Here is a 16,465-nt window from a genome sequence, read left to right as displayed (position 1 = left end):
GAAGACCTATCAGGACAGCCCGGTAGCGGANAACGGCGGACCTGTGCTGGTCGGCGCCCAGTTACCTAGTTGCTGATCGGAAATGGCGCTGGCACGGCTTCGGCTGGGCGGAGCTGCCGGACTGGCTGGTGGCGCGCTACGGCGCCGGGCTGCACGCCTTGCCGGTGGCCGGCTGGCCGCGGCGGCAGCGTATCGACGCGGTGTGGGCGCGGCCGCGGCCGCTGGGCGCCGCCGCGGCGTGGGTGTTGCAGCGTCTGCTCACGCCACCCGCGGCTTGATGCAGTGCGGCCAACCTTGCGGAATGGCGTCCAGCAGCTGGCGGGTGTACGGGTGCTGCGGCGCGGCGTACAGGGTGTCGGCGTCGGCCAGCTCCACGCAGCGGCCGTGCTGCATCACCAGCACCTGGTCGGACAGGTGCTTCACCACCGCCAGATCGTGCGAGATGAACAGGTAGGACAGGCCCAGCTCGTCCTGTAGCGACTGCAGCAGGTTGAGCACCTGCGCCTGCACCGACACGTCCAGCGCCGACACCGACTCGTCGCAGATCAGGATTTCCGGGTGCATGGTCAGGCAGCGGGCGATGGCGATGCGCTGGCGCTGGCCGCCGGAAAACTCGTGCGGATACTTGGCCAGTGCCTTGCGCGGCAGCCCGACGTGTTCCAGCCAGTCGCCGGCCAGCTGCAGCCGCTCCGCCGCATCGCAGCCGATGCCGTGCAGCAGCATCGGCTCGGTCAGGATCTGTGCCACGGAGAAGCGCGGGTTGAGCGAGGCGTACGGGTTCTGGAACACGATCTGGATGCGGCGCTTGTAGTCGCGCAGCTGGCGCGGCGTCAGCGCCAGCATGTCCTCGCCCTCGAACAGCACCCGCCCGGCGCTGGCCTGTTGCAGCCGCATCAGCGCCAGCCCCAGCGTGCTCTTGCCGCAGCCGGATTCGCCGACGATGCCCAGCGTGCGGCCGCGCATCAGCGTGAACGACACCTCGTCCACCGCGCGCTGGCTATGGCGACCGCCAAACCAGCCGTGGCGGCTGTGGTAGTCGACGCAGAGGCCCTGCACCTCGAGGATCACCCGGTCGTCCGCCTGGTAGCCGCGCTGGCGTTGCGGCGGCTCGAAGTAGCAGCTGTCGCCGAGGAAGTCCTTGATCACCGGCAGCCGCGCCGGGCGCTGTGCCAGGTGCGGGCGGCAGCGTAGCAGCGCCTTGGTGTAGGCGTCCTGCGGCGCCTCGAAGATCTGCTGCACCGGCGCGTGTTCGTGGATGCTGCCGTGGTGCATCACCACCACCTCGTCGGCGAACTGGCCGACCAGCTCCAGATCGTGGCTGATGAACAGCACCGCCATGCCGTGCTTTTTCTGCAGCCCGGCCAAGAGCTGCAGGATCTGCTGCTGGATGGTGACGTCCAGCGCGGTGGTCGGCTCATCGGCGATCAGCAGCTTCGGCTCGCAGGCGATGGCCATCGCGATCATCACCCGCTGCTGCTGGCCGCCGGACAGCTGGTGCGGGTAGCTGCTCATCTTGCGGTCCGGCGTCGGCAGGCCGACTTCCTTCAGCAGCGCCACCGCGCGCTGGTACGCCGCCTTGCGGCCAACCCTGGTGTGCAGCATCAGCGTCTCGATGATCTGCTCGCCGATGCTGTACACCGGGTTGAGCGAGCTCATCGGCTCCTGGAACACCATGGCGATGTCGCCGCCGCGCAGGCGGCGCAGCTCGCGGCGGCTGGCGGTGAGCAGGTTGCGGCCGCCGAACAGGATCTCGCTGTCGGGGTCGATGTGGCAGCCGTGCTCCGGCAGCAGCCGGGTGATCGCCATCGCGGTCACCGACTTGCCGGAGCCGGATTCGCCGACCAGCGCCACGGTCTTGCCGGCGGGGATGTCGAAGCTGATGCCTTTCACCGCTTCGGCGCCGTGGCCGTGTTCGTCGCGGAAGCTGACGCGCAGCTTGCGCACGCTGAGCAGGGGCGGGGTGGGGTTCACGATGTCACCTTCGGGGCCTGGTTCACGTTGGGTGCCTGTTCCACTGTCGGGGCTATTTCACTTTTGGATCGAGCGCGTCGCGCAGGCTGTCGCTGAGCAGCGAGAACGCGGTGACCAGCAGCGACATGCACAGGGTGACGGCGAGCATCTGCCACCAGTAGCCCTGCAGCAGCTCGGCTGGCGCCTCGGCCAGCATCGCGCCCCAGCTGACCTGGGTGACGCCGACGCCGAAGCCGAGGAAGGACAGGATCGCTTCGTACTTGATCAGCGCCACGGTGAGCATGGAAAACTGCACCAGCAGCAGGTGGCTGACGTTGGGCAGGATGTGGTGGAACATGCGGCGGCCGTGGCCGGCGCCGATGGCGTCGGCAGCGCGCACGTACTCGCGGCCCTTGTGCTTGATGAATTCGGCGCGCATCAGGCGGAAGGTGCCTGTCCAGCTGGTGAATGCCATCACCAGCACCACGGTGCCGATGCCGCGACCGCTGACCGCGGCAAACGCCAGCAGCAGCAGCATGTCCGGCACCGAGGTGAACACGCTGTAGCCCCACATCAGCAGGTCATCGAGCAGGCCGCCGAAGTAGCCGGACAGCGCGCCGAGCACGGTGCCGATGGTCAGTGCCAGCAGCGCGCCGGCGATGCCGACCTGCAGCGAGGTGGCGCTGCCCTGCAGCAGCTTTTGCAGTACGTCGCGGCCACGCTGGTCGGCGCCCAGCGGCAGGCTGTCGGCCCGGGCCTGCTCGGTGCTGCGGTACTGCGCGGACTGCTGCTGGGCGGCGGCGAGATCGGCCGCCAGCGGGTCCTCGCTGGCGGACAGGCCGGTGGCGCCGCTGCTGTCCAGCGCGGCGGCGCTGGTGGCGCGGCGGTCGGCGGCGTCGATGTCGGCGGCGTTGAGCTCGACATGGTGCGGCGCGGCGCCGGCGAACAGCGTCGGCGGCGCGTAGGGATGGGCGACCTCGTCCTGCCAGTGGCTGGCGACGAGGCCGCTCCAGGCGGCCAGCGCCAGCAGCAGGTAGGCGCCGACGATGCACAGCGCGCTAAAGCCGATGCGGTCGCGGCGCAGGCGGCGCCAGCCGATGCGCGTCAGGCTGTTGTGGTGGTGCTGGGCCGCAGGCGGCGGAGTAGAGGAGTGGGGCATGGTGTCAGTGTAGCTGCACGCGCGGGTCGATCAGCTTGTAAACGATGTCGGTCAGCAGGTTGAACAGCATGGTGGCCAGCGCGATGTAGATGGTGATCGCCTTGATCACCGGAAAATCGCTGCGCTCCACCGCCATCACCACTTCCTTGCCCATGCCGGGGATGCCGAAGAAGGTCTCCAGCAGCATGGCACCCATCATCAGGTAGGGCAGCGACATCATCAGCGAGGTCACCACCGGGATCATCGCGTTGCGCAGCACGTGCTTGAGCATGATCACCGGCTCGGACAGGCCCTTGGCGCGCGCGGTGCGCACGTAGTCGTGACCCAGTTCCTCGACGAAGCAGCTGCGGTAGAAGCGGATGTCCGGCGCCAGGCCGACGATCACCCCCAGCAGCAGCGGCAGCGGCAGGTAGTGCAGCAGGTTGTCGAGCGTGCTGTCGCTCCAGCCCATGATCGGGAACCAGCCGCCCTTGAACGCCAGCCAGTACTGGCCGGCGATGATGTAGACCAGCGCGCTGACCGACATCGCGCAGGTGGCGATCAGCGTCACCAGCCGGTCGGTGACGCTGCCGCGCAGGTAGGCGACCAGCGCGGCGATGCCGATCGCCAGCGCGGTGCCCAGCAGCAGGATGCTGCCGGTGAGCAGCAGCGACGGCCCGATGCGGCTGTGCAGCAGCGCCGACACCGGCTGCTGCGTCGACCACGAGGTGCCGAAGTCCAGCGTCAGCACCTGCCGCACGAAGATCAGGAACTGCTGCGGCAGCGGCAGGTCCAGTCCCAGCTGCTGGCGGATGCCGGCCAGCGCCTCCGCGCTGAGGTTCTTGCCGGCGAGGATGTAGGACGGATCGCCGCCCACCCAGTTGAACAGCACGAACAGCAGCAGCATCACGCCGAACAGCGTCGGCACCATCTGCCACACGCGGCGGACGATATAAGCCAGCATGATTTATCCTCCGGCCGCGCGGCCGTTCATTTCTGCAGGTCCAGGTAGCGCCAGCTGGTGTTCAGCAGCGGGTGCAGCTTCAGTCCCTTCACGTACGAGTGCGCCAGCGTGCTGCGCATGCGGATGTCGCCGAAGATCCACGGCTGCTGCGCCACCACGATCTTGTTCATCGCGTCGTACAGCTGGTTGCGCTCTGCGCCGTGCGGCAGCTTCAGCGACGCTTCGAACAGGCGGTCGTAGTCGGCATTCTTGAAGTCGGCGGCGTTGGAGTCGCCGGCATTCCTGCCGTACAGCAGCTGCATGAAGTTCTCGCCGTCCGGGTAGTCGGCGCCCCAGGCCATGCCCCACATCTGCAGTTTGCCTTGGTGGTTGGCTTTGGACAGCTCGTTCCACTTGCCCTGCCGGAAGCCGAGGCGGATCTTCAGCGTGTCGAAGGTCTTCTGCCAGTATTCGTTCCACTGCTTGTCCAGCGCGCTGGTGCCGCAGGCCAGCTCGATCGCCAGCGGCTTGCCGTCCGGGCGGGTGCGGTAGCCGTCGCTACCCACGCGATAGCCGAAGCGGTCCAGCAGCGCGTTGGCCGCCGCCGGGTCGTACTTCGGTGCGCCACGGAAGGCCGGGTTGTGGCCGGCTACCCCGGGCGGCACGATGTAGTTCATCGGCACCGCCTGGCCGCGGCGGATGCTGGCGATGGCCTCGCTGACCGGGAACGACATCGCGATGGCGCGGCGCAGCGCGATCCTGTCCTTGCTGTCGCCGCCGACCACCGGGTCCTGCATGTTGAAGAAGTGGAAGGTGACCTCCGGCAGCAGCTGGCGCTGCAGCTGGATGCCCTGCCGCGCGTACTGCTCGGCCAGTCGCACCTTGAGCGGGTTTTTCGGGTCGATCACCAGCGCGCTTTGCAGTGCGGCCTGCGGGATGCCGCTGACATCCAGCTGGCGGTTGAGGAAGGACAGCCACAACGGCTGTTCTTCCTCGATGACGGAGATCTCGATGCGGCCAACCTGCGGCAGGGTCTTGCCCTGCAGCGCCTGCACCACCGCCTTGTCTACCGGGTCGTTACCCGGCGTGGCATTGAACACCACCTTGCGAAAGCCCGGGTTGGCCTCCAGCACGATCCTGCTGCCCGGTTTCCACTCCTTCAGCAGGTAGGGGCCGGTGCCGACCGGGTGGGCGTTGGTGTTGTCGCGGTTGGCCTCGATCACCTCGCGTGCCACCGCGCCGAATGCCGGCATAGCCAGGATCGGCAGGTAATTGAAATTGGTGGCGGTCAGCGTCAGCTGCAGCGTGTAGCGGTCGAGCACCTTGATGCCTTCCAGCGGCGCGTCGTAATTCAGCGCGCCCTTGCCGGCGGCCTTCACCAGTTCGTTGCCGCCGACAAAGCGGCCGTCGACCAGGAAGCTCCACGGCGAGTGGATGCTGGGGTCGAGGTGGCGCTTGATGCTGTAGGCGTAGTCGGCGGCGGTCAGCTCGCGCTTCCTGCCCTTGAAGGCCGGATCGGTGGCGAAATGGATGCCGGGCTTGAGGCGGAAGGTGTACACCTTGCCGTCGGCGGAGATGGTGGGCAGCGCGCTGACGGTATTGGGAATCAGCTTCGCCGGCCGCGCCAGGTAGTCGTAGGTGACCAGCGGATCGAAGATGTTCTCGGTGACGGTACTGGAGTACAGGTCGGAGACCTTGGCCGGATCAAAGCCGGTTTCCGGCGCGTTCAGCGCCACGCGCAGCACCTTGTTCATGTCGGCGGCCTGCGCCGGCAGCAGCACCAGGGCGGCCAGGGTGGCCAGCAGGGCGTGTGGTTTCATGTCGGCTCCTCGGGTTTCTTTCTATTCTGGCAACAAATGCCGGCTTTTGCGCGCGCGCTGCCGTCGGGCGGTGCGGTTGCGGCCAAGGGTAAAGCAAACGGCGCGCCGGCGCAGCGTGTCAGCGCGCGGCCGGCGCCAGTCGCGCCAGCATGTCCTGCAGCAGCTCGATCAGCACCCGCACCTTCATCGGCAGGTAGCGCCGCGCCGGGTACACCACGTACACCTCGGCGCTGCGGGTGCGGTAGTCGGCGAGCAGCGGCTGCAGCTGGCCGCGCTGCAGCGCGTCTTCCAGCAGGAAGCGCGGCTGCAGCAGGATGCCCATGCCCGCCACCGCGGCGCTGACCAGCACGTCGCCGTTGTTGCTCTGCAGCGGGCCGTCCACCGCCACCGCGATTTCCTCGTCGCCGTGCCAGAAGCGCCACACCTGCGGCTGGTTGCCTTGCTGGTAGCGCAGGCAGCTGTGGCGGGCGAGGTCGGCCGGCGTCTGCGGCGCAGGGTTGGCCGCAAGGTAGGACGGTGCCGCGCACGGCAGCATGTCGATGCGCCCCAGCGGCCGCGCGATCAGGCCGCCGCCCAAGGGCTGGGTGCTGATGCGCAGCGCGAGGTCGAAGCCGTCCTCCACCAGATCGACCTGGCGGTCGGATAGCTCCAGCTCCACCTGCAGCAGTGGATGGCGGCAGCGCAGCTCGGCCAGCCACTCGCCGAGGTAGCGCATGCCAAACGACAGAGGTGCCGCCAGCCGCAGCGTGCCGCGCGCCTCCACGCTCTGCTGCATCGCGGCGGCGTCGGCTTCTTCCAGCTGCGCCAGCACCAGCGCGGTGCGTCGTGCGTAGTCCAGCCCGGCCTCGGTGAACGCCAGCCGCCGCGTGGTGCGCTGGATCAGGCGGGTGCCCAGCTCCTGTTCCAGCGCGCCGAGGTACTTGCTGACCATGGCGGTGGACATCTCCAGCCGCGCCGCCGCGGCGACGAAGCTGCCGCTGTCGTGAATGCTGTGAAACACCCGTAAGGCCACCAGCTTGTCCATGATTGTTTCTTTTTGGTTATCAATTCATTGCATGAATAGCCGTTTATTCGCTTACTGGCAAGGTGTTTAATGCAGACATCGCCACAGCGCGTGGCATCACCCACCCGAAGGAATCCATCATGATCGACCAACGTACCGCTCCTTACGCCGCCCTGATCCTGCGTCTGGCACTGGGCCTGATGTTTGTTGCGCACGGCGCGCTGAAACTGTTCGTGTTCACCCCGGCTGGCACCGTCGGCTACTTCGCCTCGCTGGGGCTGCCGGCGATCTTCGCCTACCTCACCATCGCCGCCGAGCTGGGTGGCGGCGTGCTGTTGCTGCTGGGGGTAGCCACCCGTCCGGTGGCGCTGGCCCTGATTCCACTGCTGATCGGCGCCGGCGTGCTCGGCCATGGCGGCAACGGCTGGGTGTTCAGCAACCAGGGCGGTGGCTGGGAATATCCGGCCTTCCTGGTGGTGGCGGCCGTGGTGCAGGTGCTGCTCGGTGACGGTGCCGCGGCGCTGAAGCCGGTCGGCTACAAAAAAGGCTGATTCAGCATCTAATAAATGATCCCGATGGCGGTGCCAGTGTGGCGCCGCCCTTGCTACAGGTAACGCACCATGTTCTTCGCTCCCTTGTTTCTGTCCCATGGCGGTCCGGATGTGCTGATCAACGGCTCGCCGGCACCGGCGGTATGGCGTGCTCACGCCGACAGCCTGCCGCGGCCACGCGCCATCCTGATGATGTCGGCGCACTACCTCGCGCTGCAGCCGCTGCTCGGCAGCAGCCCGCGCTGGGGCACGGTGCACGACTTCGGCGGCTTCCCGCGCGAGTTGTACAAATTGCAGTATCCGGCGGCGGGCGACGACAAGGTGCTGGCCGAGGCGATGGCGCTGCTGGCGGCGGCGGGCATCGATGCCTGTCACGACGGCGCCGAGGGGCTGGATCACGGCGCGTGGGTGCCGCTGCTGGCGATGTATCCGCAGGCCGACATCCCGGTGATCACCATCAGTACCCTGCCGCGACAGGACGCGCGCGCGCACTACCAGCTGGGGCTGGCGCTGGCGCAACTGGCCGAGCAGGGGGTGCTGATCATCGGCTCCGGCAGCATGACGCACAATCTGTACGAGCTGTCGCGCGCCGGCGGGCCGGAGCAGCCGTGGGCGAAGGCGTTTGCCGACTGGATGGCGCAGCGCCTGCTGGACAACGATATCGAGGCCTTGCTGGACTGGGAGGCGCGGGTGCCGTTTGCCAAGCAGAACCACCCCAGCGACGAACACCTGCTGCCGTTGTTCTTTGCCCTTGGCGCGGCCAAGGGCAAGGTTGGCCGCAGCCTGCACCGCGGCATCGAGCTGGGTGCGCTGGCGATGGACGCCTGGGCGTTTGACGGTGCGGCGGCCTGAGTTTTAGCGCGTCTGCGCGGTCTCGCGGGTTAGTGCGAGCCCCGCGAAAACGGCCGGGGGAAGCGGCGTTGAGCCGTGCTGAACACGCATTCCTGGATGGTATTTAACAGGTATCAACAAAGCACGGCAGAACAGCGCCGAGTCAGATCGCCTGCTGCAGCCACTGCACCAGTGGCTGCACGCGGCGCAGGTGGCGGTCGTGCGGCGGCAGCACCAGGTAGTAGCCCTTGCCGCTGTGCACGCTGCGCGGGCAGGGAGTGACCAGGCTGCCGTCGCGCAGCGCGTCCTGCACGATCAGCGGATCGACCAGAGCGATGCCCAGCCCGTGCCGCGCCGCCTCGATGCCCATCACGTCGGCGTCGAACAGCAATTCCTTCTGCCCCTTCGGCCACGGTGCCGCCAGCCACAGCTGCCAGTCGTGACGGTCGCGGCTGGTGTGGATCAGCGGATACTGCGCCAGCGCGTCCTCGGCCAGTGTCAGCGCGCCGCCCAGCAGCGACGGCGCCGCCACCGGGGTCAAGACTTCCTGGTGCAGCAGCTGCACGCTGACCCCCGGCCAGTTGCCGTCGCCGTACTGGATCGCCATGTCGAACAGCCCCCAGTCGAAGGCGGGCTTCTCTTCCCACACCGTGCTGACGCTGATGTCGAGATCGGGAAACTGTTCCTTGAAATGCTGCAGCTGCGGCACCAGCCAGCGCACCGCGATCGACGGCGGAGACTTGATGCGGATGCTGTGCTGGCGCTGGTTGAGTTGTTCGCAGGTTTCGCTGATCTTCTGGATCGCCTCGTGCAGGCCGTGCTGCAGCGTGGCGCCCTCCGGCGTCAGCGTGATGCCGCGCTGGCTGCGCACCAGCAGCGGAAAACCGAAGTGTTCTTCCAGGTTGCGCACCTGGTGGCTGACCGCACTTTGCGTCAGGTACAGCGTGTCGGCGGCTTTGGTGAAGCTTTGCAGGCGGGCAACCGCCTCAAAGATACGCAAGGCATTGAGCGGGGGCAGTTTGGTCATCGGGCAGCGGGCGCGGGTGGCTATCCGCCACAATCTGCCGTATCGGCAGCCGGCTCGTCAATGCGCACTGCAATTCTTCGCTGATGGTGCCGCAGCGCCAGGCGATCTCGTCGCAGCTCAGCGCCGGGTCGCCCCACAGCGTGACCTCGTCGCCGATGCCCACCTGCGGCTGCGCGGACAGGTCGATCGCCAGCACGTTCATCGCCACGCGGCCGACCAGCGGCACGCGCTGGCCGTTGACCAGCACCGGGGTGCCGCTGGGTGCCGCGCGCGGGTAGCCGTCGCCGTAGCCGGCACCGACGATGCCGATGCGCATCGGCTTCTCTGCGGTAAACGCGGCGCCGTAGCCGATGCTGTCGCCGGCGGCCAGCTCGCCGATGTGCACGATGCGCGCGGCAAAGCGCATTGCCGGCAGGATGCCCGCCGGCCACAGGCTGGTGTCGGGGTAGAACGGGTTGTTGTTGTACAGCAGACCGCCCAGGCGCACCGCGGCGCCGTGGGTCAGCGGCGCGCGCAGGGTGGCGGCACTGTTGGCCGCGGTAAACGGCAGCCCGGTGGTGGTGACCACCTGCATGAAGCGCTGCCACGGCGCATCCAGCCGGATCGCCAGATCGTCGGCGCAGGCGAAGTGCGTCATCAGCCCTGCTACCTCGCAGATGCCGTCCTGCTGCAATTGCTGCACTACCTCGATCGCGCGCTCCGGCACGAAGCCGAAGCGGTTCATGCCGGTATTGACCTTGACCCACACCCGCAGCGGCAGGCCGCAGGCACGCAGCCACTGCAGCTGGTGCTCGGAGCGCAGCACCACGTCCAGCTGCCAGGCGTGCGCCTCGTCCAGCTCGCGCGCCTCGATGGCGCCTTCCAGCAGCAGGATGGGTGCGTGGATGCCGGCGTGGCGCAGCGCGATGGCGTCGTCGAGGTTGATCAGCGCGAAGCCGTCGGCATCGGGCAGCGCCTGTGCCACGCGCAGCAGGCCGTGGCCGTAGCCGTTGGATTTCACCACCGCCCACACCCGGGTGCCGGGCAGCTGCTGCCTGGCGATGGCGTAGTTGTGGCGCAGGGCGGGGAGGTTGATTTCGGCGTAGGCGGTGCGGGTCATGGCGGGTCTTTCGTGCCGGGGCAGGGCGCCCCGGCGGTCGGTTCAGTAAAAATCATCACGATCTGCTGCGCTTCGTGAAACGCTACGCGGTGAGTACGGCTTCGGCATGCGGTTTATGTCTGGATAAATGCCGCTTCCTCCGCCGTTTTCGCCTTGTCTCGCGTGAGCGCGCCAGATCGTGAACACGCTCTTACTTGAACGGGTAGATGTCGTAGCTGAAGTACTTGTTCTGCACCTGCTTGTAGGTGCCGTTGTCGATGATCTTCTTCAGCGCGGTGTTCACCTTGGCCAGCAGCTCCTTGTTGCCCTTCTGCACCGCGATGCCGGAGCCCATGTAGTACTTCGGATCGTTGTATACCGGGCCGACAAAGGAATAGCCCTTGCCCATCGGTTTCTTCAGGAAGTCCTCGTCGCCGACGTTGGCGTCGAGGTAGACCGCGTCCAGGCGCTGGTTGCTGAGGTCAAGAAAGCTGTCGGTGACCTTGCCGTACAGCTTCAGCTTGACGCCCTTCGGTACCCACTTGGCGGTGGCTTCCTCGCGCTGTACCGAGGTACGCAGCACGCCGATGGTCTTGCCCTTGAACCACTTGTCGTCGATTTTGGTGCCGGACTTGGCGATCAGGCGGCCGGGGATGTTGAAGTACATGTCGCTGAAGTCGACCGCCTTGGCGCGCTCCGGGGTGATGTTCATCGAGGCGATGGCCAGATCGTATTTCTTGGCCTGCACCGCCGGGATGATGCCGTCGAAGTCCATGGTGCTGACTTCGCACTGCAGCTTGGCCTCGGTGCAGATGGCACGGGCGATGTCCGGATCGAAGCCGACGATGCTGCCGTCCGGGTTGACCTTGGAGAACGGCGGGTAGCTGACGTCGGTAACGATGCGCACGGTCTGGGCATTGGCCAGCAGCGGCAGGGAGCACAACAGGGACAGCGCGAGGACTTTGTTGCAGTTCATGGTGATCTCCGATTGTTTCTTGGTTTGGTGTTGGCGGCGGTGCCGGTGCCGTTGAAGTCAGGCTAATGATCTGGCGGCTGCGGAACAAATGATTTATGGCGATCGGTGCATGAGAGAAATTCATGCTGCACTGCGTTTGAGCGCGGTAGCTGCAGCTTGCGGCCAACGTTGGCCGCAGACGGCAAAACACCGGCGCGCGGCCGGTGTTGTCGGGGGGTAGGCGGGGCGGCTTAGTCTTCCAGCAGGCCGTCCAGCTGGTGCTTCTTCAGCAGCGCCGCGTATTCGCCGCTGGCCTTCACCTGGTCGATGGCCTTGTTGAGGCGCTGTTTCAGCTCGCCGTCCTGCTTGCGCAGCGCCACCGCCACGCCTTCGCCGAGGATCTTGTCCTTGCGGCCGTCGAATACCGGGCCGGTAAAGGCAAACGCCTTGCCCGCCGCGGTATCGAGGAAGCCCTTCTGCAGCTGCACGGTGTTGCCGAAGGTGAAGTCGGCGCGGCCGGAAGTCAGCTCCAGCATCGGGTCCTGCGCGTTGACATAGCGTTTCACGCTGGCGGCCTTGAAGTACTGGGTCACGTAGCTGTCCTGTGGCGTGCCGGTCTGCACCGCGATCACCTTGTCCTTGAGATCGGCGGTCAGCTGCGTACCCTTGCGTGCGACAAAGCGGTTCTGCATCAGGTAGTACACCTTGCTGAAGTCCACCACCTGGCGGCGCTTGTCGGTGATGTTCATCGACGACATGATCGCGTCGTACTTCTTCGCCTGCAGGCCGGGAATCAGGCCGTCCCACGGCTGGTTGACCACCTCGCACGGCGTGGCCATCGCCTTGCACAGCGCGTAGGCGAAGTCGACCTCGAAGCCGGCGACCTTGCCGCTGGCGTCGACATACTCGAACGGCGGGTAGGTGGCGTCGGTGGCGATGCGCAGCGGCTCGGCGGCGTGGCTGGCGAACGGGGCCAGCAGGCTGGCAGTCAGGATCAGGTGCTTGAGTTTCATGTTTTCTCCTTGAGACGCTTTGATGGTGCTTATCCAATGAAACGACGGTGTTGCAGCGCCGGCAGGCGGCTGCGCCAGGTCTGTTGCCCGGTGAAATCGAGTGTCGCCAGCGCGATGCCCTCGCCCTCGGCGTGGCAGGCCAGTACCTGCCCCCACGGGTCGACGATCATGCTGTGGCCGAAGGTGCGTTTGCCGCCGGGGTGGACGCCGCCCTGGCCGGGCGCCACCACGAAGGCGAGGTTTTCCACCGCGCGGGCGCGCAGCAGCAGTTCCCAGTGCGCGAGGCCGGTGGTGTGGGTGAACGCCGCCGGCGCGGTGATCAGCACCGGGGCCGGCGCCTGGCGGTACAGCTCGGGGAAGCGCAGGTCGTAACACACCGACAGTCGCGTCGGCCCCCACGGCGTGGCGGCGCTGACGACGCTGTCGCCGGCCTGCATGGTGTCGGCCTCGGCGTAGCGTTCGCGGCCGTCGTCAAAACCGAACAAATGGGTCTTGTCGTAGCGCGCCGCGCACTGCCCCTGCGGACCAAACAGCAGGCTGCTGTTGCAGAAGCGCCCCGGCTGCGTGCCCGCCAGCGGCAGGGTGCCGGCCAGCAGCCAGACGCCGTGGTGGGCGGCGGCGGCGGCCAACCTTTGCTGCAGCGGACCGGCGCCGAACGGCTCGGCAATGCTCAGCCGCGCGCGCTCGTCGGCCGGCATCAGGTAGAAGTACTCCGGCAGCGCGACGAACTGCGCGCCCTGTGCCGCGGCCTCGGCCAGCAGCGCCTCGGCCCGCGCAAGGTTGGCCGCAAGGTCGTCGCCGGACACCATCTGGATGGCGGCGGCGGTCAGTGTCTGCATCGCCATGCTCAGCCTCCGATCCGGCACAGGCGCTCGGCGCCGGCGAGCAGGGTGACGTCGTCCTTGGCGAACGACAGGCGGATCACCTGCTGGTCGGTGCCGTCGCGGTAGAACGCCGACACCGGGATGGTGGCCACGCCGTGCTCGACGATCAGGCGCTGCACGAAGTCGCTGTCGCTGTCGTCCGTCAGGTGGCCGAAGCTGGCCAGCATGAAGAAGCTGCCCTGGCTCGGGATCAGCTTGAGCGGCGAATCCGCCAGCGCCCGGCTCAGCAGGTCGCGCTTGTGCTGATAAAAATCGGACAGGCCGAGGTAGTGCGCCGGCTCCGCCATCAGCCGCGCCAGCGCGTACTGCATCGGGGTGTCGGCGGCGAACATCGCGAACTGGTGCACCTTGCGGATCTCGTCCATCAGCACCCTGGGCGCCAGGCAGTAGCCGACGCGCCAGCCGGTGACGTGGAAGGTCTTGCCAAACGAGGTCACCACCACCGAACGTGCGGCCAAGCTGGGGTGGCGGCTCATGCTGTGGTGCAGCGCGCCGTCAAACACCACGTGCTCGTACACCTCGTCGGACAGGATGATGATGTTGCTACCCTCGGTGAGCGCCTCCAGCCGGGCGATGTCGGCGGCGGAGAGTACGGTGCCGGTCGGGTTGTGCGGGGTGTTGAGCAGGATCATGCGCGTGCGCGGCGTGATGCGGGCGGCGACCTCGTCCCACGGGATGGCGAACTCGGGTGCCGTCAGCTTGATCACCACCGGGGTGGCGCCCTGCAGCTCGATCATCGGGATGTAGCTGTCGAACGCCGGTTCGAACACGATCACCTCGTCGCCGGGATGCACCAGCGCGGCGATGCTGGAGAACAGCGCCTCGCTGGCGCTGGCCATCACCGTCACCTCGTCGTCGACGTCGTAGCGCTGGCCGTACAGCGTCTCCACCTTGGCGGCGATCGCCTCGCGCAGCAGCGGCAGCCCGCTCATCGGTGCGTACTGGTTGTGGCCGGCCTGCATCGCCTCGTGCGCATAGCGCACCAGCTCGGCGCTGCACGGGAAGTTGGGCGCGCCCTGCGACAGGTTGATGGCCTGGTGTTTGGCGGCCAGCTGGCCGATCACGGTGAAGATGGTGGTGCCGACGTGCGGCAGTTTGGAGGGTACGGTGACGGAGTTGTGCATGATCTGTGGGGGCCGGTTGTGGTATCTGGCGTCCATTGAACGCCACTGCCCCTTGTGCGACAAACGATTTATCGGCATGTTATGGCTGAGAATTTTTCAGTCATGGAGGCCGCGATGTCGCGCCGCAATCTGCCGCTGTACGCCTTGTCGCTGTTCGAGGCCGCCGCCCGTCACCAGAGCTTCACCCGCGCCGCCGACGAGCTGTGCCTGACCCAGGGCGCGGTCAGCAAGCAGATGGCGCAGCTGGAGGCGCACCTCGGTTACCCGCTGTTCCACCGCTACGCGCGCAGCCTGAAACTGTCGGTGCAGGGCGAGTGCTTGCTCGGCTACGTGCAGCAGGCGCTGGGCCTGCTCGACAAGGGGGTGGCGGAGGCGGCGGCGGCCAGCGCACCGTTGCGGCTGAAGGCGCCCAGTTGCATTGCGCGCTGGTTATTGCAGCAGTTGCGTGCCTTTGCCGACGAGGCGCCGGAGATCAGCGTACAGCTCAGCGGCGTGCACGCCCACGACATTGACTTTGCCCGCGAAAACTACGATCTGGCCATCGTCTACCGGCCGCTGGTCAGCGCCGGCGAGCGCGGCGTGGTGCTGTTCGCCGAACGGCTGACGCCGGTGCTGGCGCCGTCGCTGCTGGCACAGGTTGGCCGCAAGCTGGACAGCCCGGCGGCGCTGGCCGCCTATCCGCTGCTGCACCCGTCCGCCGACCGCCGCGACTGGCGGCAATGGCTGCAGGCCAACGGCGAGCGGCAGCCGGCGCTGATGGCCGGCACCGTGTTCGACACCCTCGACCAGGCGATGAATGCGGCATTGCAGGGCTTCGGCGTCACCCTCGGCGACGTCACCCTGCTGGCGGATGAGCTGAAAAACGGGCAGGCGATCGCGCCGTTCGCCAGCTGTCTGGACAGTGGCTACGGCTATGTACTGCTGCTGCCGGAACAGGCGCCGGCGGCCGCGGCGCTGCGGCTGCAGCAGTGGTTCCGGCAACGCGTCGCGCCCGTGGCCTGAATCCTCCCCGCTAACGCCGCGATGGCAGCATGGCGCCTGCTGGCGGCCGGCAGACGGCTCAGTGCAGCCAGCGCGCGGCTAGCCAGTGGCAGAAATCCTGCACCATCGCCGCGGTCAGCTGGTGGCCGGCCGGGTACAGCTGCAATTGATGTGGCACGCCCAGCTCGTTCAGCCAGCGTTCGGCTTTTTCTGCCCACGCCAGCGGCAGCTTGTCGTCGAACTCGCCGTGCGAGATGAAGCCGGCCAGCGTCGCCAGGTCCTGCGGCGCCGCCAGCAGCGGCGCGATTTCCGGCAGGATGCGGCCGGACAGCAGGCCGAAGCCGCCGACCAGTTGCGATGAGGTCAGCGCCAGCCCGGCGCTCATGATGCCGCCCTGGCTGAAGCCGGCGATGACCGTCTGCGCGGCGCCCAGCCTGCATTCCGCCTGCAGGCTGGCCACCAGCCGCTGCAGCTGCTGGCGGCTGGCTTCCGCCTGCGCCGGGTTGATCGTCGGCCCTTGCGCGCCAAAGCTGACCTGGAACCAGCCGAACTGGCCGGGACCGAAAGCCAGCGGCGCCTGCACCAGCACCACCCGAACCCGGGCATCCAGCTGTTGCCCGAGCGCGGCCAGCTGTCCCTCGTTGCCACCCACGCCATGCAATAGCAGCAGCAACAGTTGCGGCGCGGTGGCCGTGTCGGCCGACAGCATGCGGTAGTGCAGACCGGAGGCGGCATCCTGGCGTAGTGCCGATGGCTGCTGCGAAGAAAGGGGCTGGTGGGGTGGCTGGCTGTGCATTGGCTTTCCTCGGCTGAACGGCGGCGCCATTGCTGGCGGATGACTCCGATTCTGCGGCCGGACTGGCCAAGGATAAACAGCGATGGACGAAACGGATTATTGCCATACAGGAAAGAATCGAACTGCGGCCGAGTGGCTGCCGCGGGGGAGGGGGCGTGTTCATCGCGTGGCTGGTGCTGTCCGGGCGGCACCGCCGGCTGGTGCTGACCGGCGCGGTGCGGTGGCGGGCAACAAAGAAAAAGGACTTACAGAGTGATCTGTAAGTCCTTGATTTCTTTTGGTGGGCCCTGCGGGGCTCGAACCCGCGACCAAAGGATTATGAGTCCTCTGCTCTAACCAACTGAGCTAAAGGCCCAAACGGCGGCCATTAT

Annotated in this window: 17 protein-coding genes and 1 tRNA gene; 5 read left to right on the top strand and 13 right to left on the bottom strand. The window is 67.2% G+C overall.

The features are described 5' to 3' along the window. Positions 1-128: 128 nt before the first annotated feature. Entirely contained in the window at positions 129-278 is a 150-nt protein-coding gene (locus ACG97_RS17700; RefSeq protein WP_156168046.1) for a hypothetical protein, read from the top strand. On the opposite strand, the gene ACG97_RS13035 is transcribed toward ACG97_RS17700, so the two are convergent. From ACG97_RS13035 to ACG97_RS13015, 5 genes are all read right to left on the bottom strand, one after another. Beyond that, positions 259-1,971 carry an ABC transporter ATP-binding protein gene (locus ACG97_RS13035; protein WP_202902780.1) on the bottom strand — a complete coding sequence of 571 codons (1,713 nt, stop codon included), beginning with the start codon at positions 1,969-1,971 and terminating at the stop codon, positions 259-261. The genes ACG97_RS17700 and ACG97_RS13035 overlap by 20 nt on opposite strands. Positions 1,972-2,023: 52 nt before the next feature. Further along, positions 2,024-3,109 carry an ABC transporter permease gene (locus tag ACG97_RS13030; protein ID WP_053068174.1) on the bottom strand — a complete coding sequence of 362 codons (1,086 nt, stop codon included), beginning with the start codon at positions 3,107-3,109 and terminating at the stop codon, positions 2,024-2,026. Between the two features lie 4 nt (positions 3,110-3,113). Next, positions 3,114-4,052, bottom strand: coding sequence for an ABC transporter permease (locus ACG97_RS13025; protein WP_047967800.1), 939 nt, complete (start codon positions 4,050-4,052; stop codon positions 3,114-3,116). Positions 4,053-4,078: 26 nt separating this feature from the next. Continuing rightward, the gene (locus tag ACG97_RS13020) at positions 4,079-5,851 is read right to left on the bottom strand and encodes an ABC transporter substrate-binding protein (protein WP_047967799.1); all 1,773 of its coding nucleotides are present in this window, start codon (positions 5,849-5,851) and stop codon (positions 4,079-4,081) included. Positions 5,852-5,969: 118 nt separating this feature from the next. After that, positions 5,970-6,875, bottom strand: coding sequence for a LysR family transcriptional regulator (locus ACG97_RS13015; protein ID WP_047967798.1), 906 nt, complete (start codon positions 6,873-6,875; stop codon positions 5,970-5,972). A 119-nt stretch (positions 6,876-6,994) separates the two neighbouring features. Between ACG97_RS13015 and ACG97_RS13010 the strand changes: the two genes are divergently transcribed. Then, entirely contained in the window at positions 6,995-7,405 is a 411-nt protein-coding gene (locus ACG97_RS13010) for a DoxX family protein (protein WP_047967809.1), read from the top strand. A 69-nt stretch (positions 7,406-7,474) separates the two neighbouring features. Next, positions 7,475-8,257, top strand: coding sequence for a class III extradiol ring-cleavage dioxygenase (locus ACG97_RS13005; protein WP_047967797.1), 783 nt, complete (start codon positions 7,475-7,477; stop codon positions 8,255-8,257). Positions 8,258-8,399: 142 nt separating this feature from the next. Here ACG97_RS13005 and ACG97_RS13000 read toward each other — a convergent pair whose 3' ends face one another. The 6 genes from ACG97_RS13000 to ACG97_RS12975 all read right to left on the bottom strand — a co-directional run bounded on the left by ACG97_RS13000 (position 8,400) and on the right by ACG97_RS12975 (position 14,317). Beyond that, positions 8,400-9,263 carry a LysR substrate-binding domain-containing protein gene (locus tag ACG97_RS13000; protein WP_047967796.1) on the bottom strand — a complete coding sequence of 288 codons (864 nt, stop codon included), beginning with the start codon at positions 9,261-9,263 and terminating at the stop codon, positions 8,400-8,402. Further along, the gene (gene alr, locus ACG97_RS12995; RefSeq protein ID WP_047967795.1) at positions 9,223-10,362 is read right to left on the bottom strand and encodes an alanine racemase; all 1,140 of its coding nucleotides are present in this window, start codon (positions 10,360-10,362) and stop codon (positions 9,223-9,225) included. The genes ACG97_RS13000 and alr overlap by 41 nt, the downstream gene beginning before the upstream one ends. Before the next feature lie 190 nt (positions 10,363-10,552). Beyond that, positions 10,553-11,317, bottom strand: coding sequence for a transporter substrate-binding domain-containing protein (locus ACG97_RS12990; RefSeq protein ID WP_047967794.1), 765 nt, complete (start codon positions 11,315-11,317; stop codon positions 10,553-10,555). A gap of 230 nt (positions 11,318-11,547) precedes the next feature. Further along, entirely contained in the window at positions 11,548-12,309 is a 762-nt protein-coding gene (locus tag ACG97_RS12985) for a transporter substrate-binding domain-containing protein (RefSeq protein ID WP_047967793.1), read from the bottom strand. Between the two features lie 29 nt (positions 12,310-12,338). Beyond that, complete coding sequence (locus ACG97_RS12980; RefSeq protein WP_156168047.1) at positions 12,339-13,148, bottom strand: carbon-nitrogen hydrolase family protein; 810 nt, start codon at positions 13,146-13,148, stop codon at positions 12,339-12,341. 8 nt (positions 13,149-13,156) lie between these two features. Continuing rightward, positions 13,157-14,317, bottom strand: coding sequence for a methionine aminotransferase (locus ACG97_RS12975; protein ID WP_047967808.1), 1,161 nt, complete (start codon positions 14,315-14,317; stop codon positions 13,157-13,159). A gap of 114 nt (positions 14,318-14,431) precedes the next feature. Here ACG97_RS12975 and ACG97_RS12970 point away from each other — a divergent pair, with 114 nt between their 5' ends. Next, positions 14,432-15,319 carry a LysR substrate-binding domain-containing protein gene (locus ACG97_RS12970; protein WP_047967807.1) on the top strand — a complete coding sequence of 296 codons (888 nt, stop codon included), beginning with the start codon at positions 14,432-14,434 and terminating at the stop codon, positions 15,317-15,319. A 58-nt stretch (positions 15,320-15,377) separates the two neighbouring features. Here the strand turns inward: ACG97_RS12970 and ACG97_RS12965 are convergent, their stop codons facing one another. Beyond that, positions 15,378-16,094, bottom strand: coding sequence for an alpha/beta hydrolase (locus ACG97_RS12965; RefSeq protein WP_156168044.1), 717 nt, complete (start codon positions 16,092-16,094; stop codon positions 15,378-15,380). Between the two features lie 29 nt (positions 16,095-16,123). On the opposite strand from ACG97_RS12965, the gene ACG97_RS12960 reads away from it, so the two are divergent. Beyond that, entirely contained in the window at positions 16,124-16,357 is a 234-nt protein-coding gene (locus ACG97_RS12960) for a hypothetical protein (protein ID WP_047967790.1), read from the top strand. A 15-nt stretch (positions 16,358-16,372) separates the two neighbouring features. On the opposite strand, the gene ACG97_RS12955 is transcribed toward ACG97_RS12960, so the two are convergent. Next, positions 16,373-16,449 (bottom strand) — tRNA-Ile (locus ACG97_RS12955). Positions 16,450-16,465 lie beyond the last annotated feature (16 nt).

Origin of the sequence: Vogesella sp. EB (assembly GCF_001037925.1) — a bacterium.
In the GTDB taxonomy this organism is placed as follows: domain Bacteria; phylum Pseudomonadota; class Gammaproteobacteria; order Burkholderiales; family Chromobacteriaceae; genus Vogesella; species Vogesella indigofera.
This window is presented reverse-complemented; position numbering and strand designations above follow the sequence as displayed.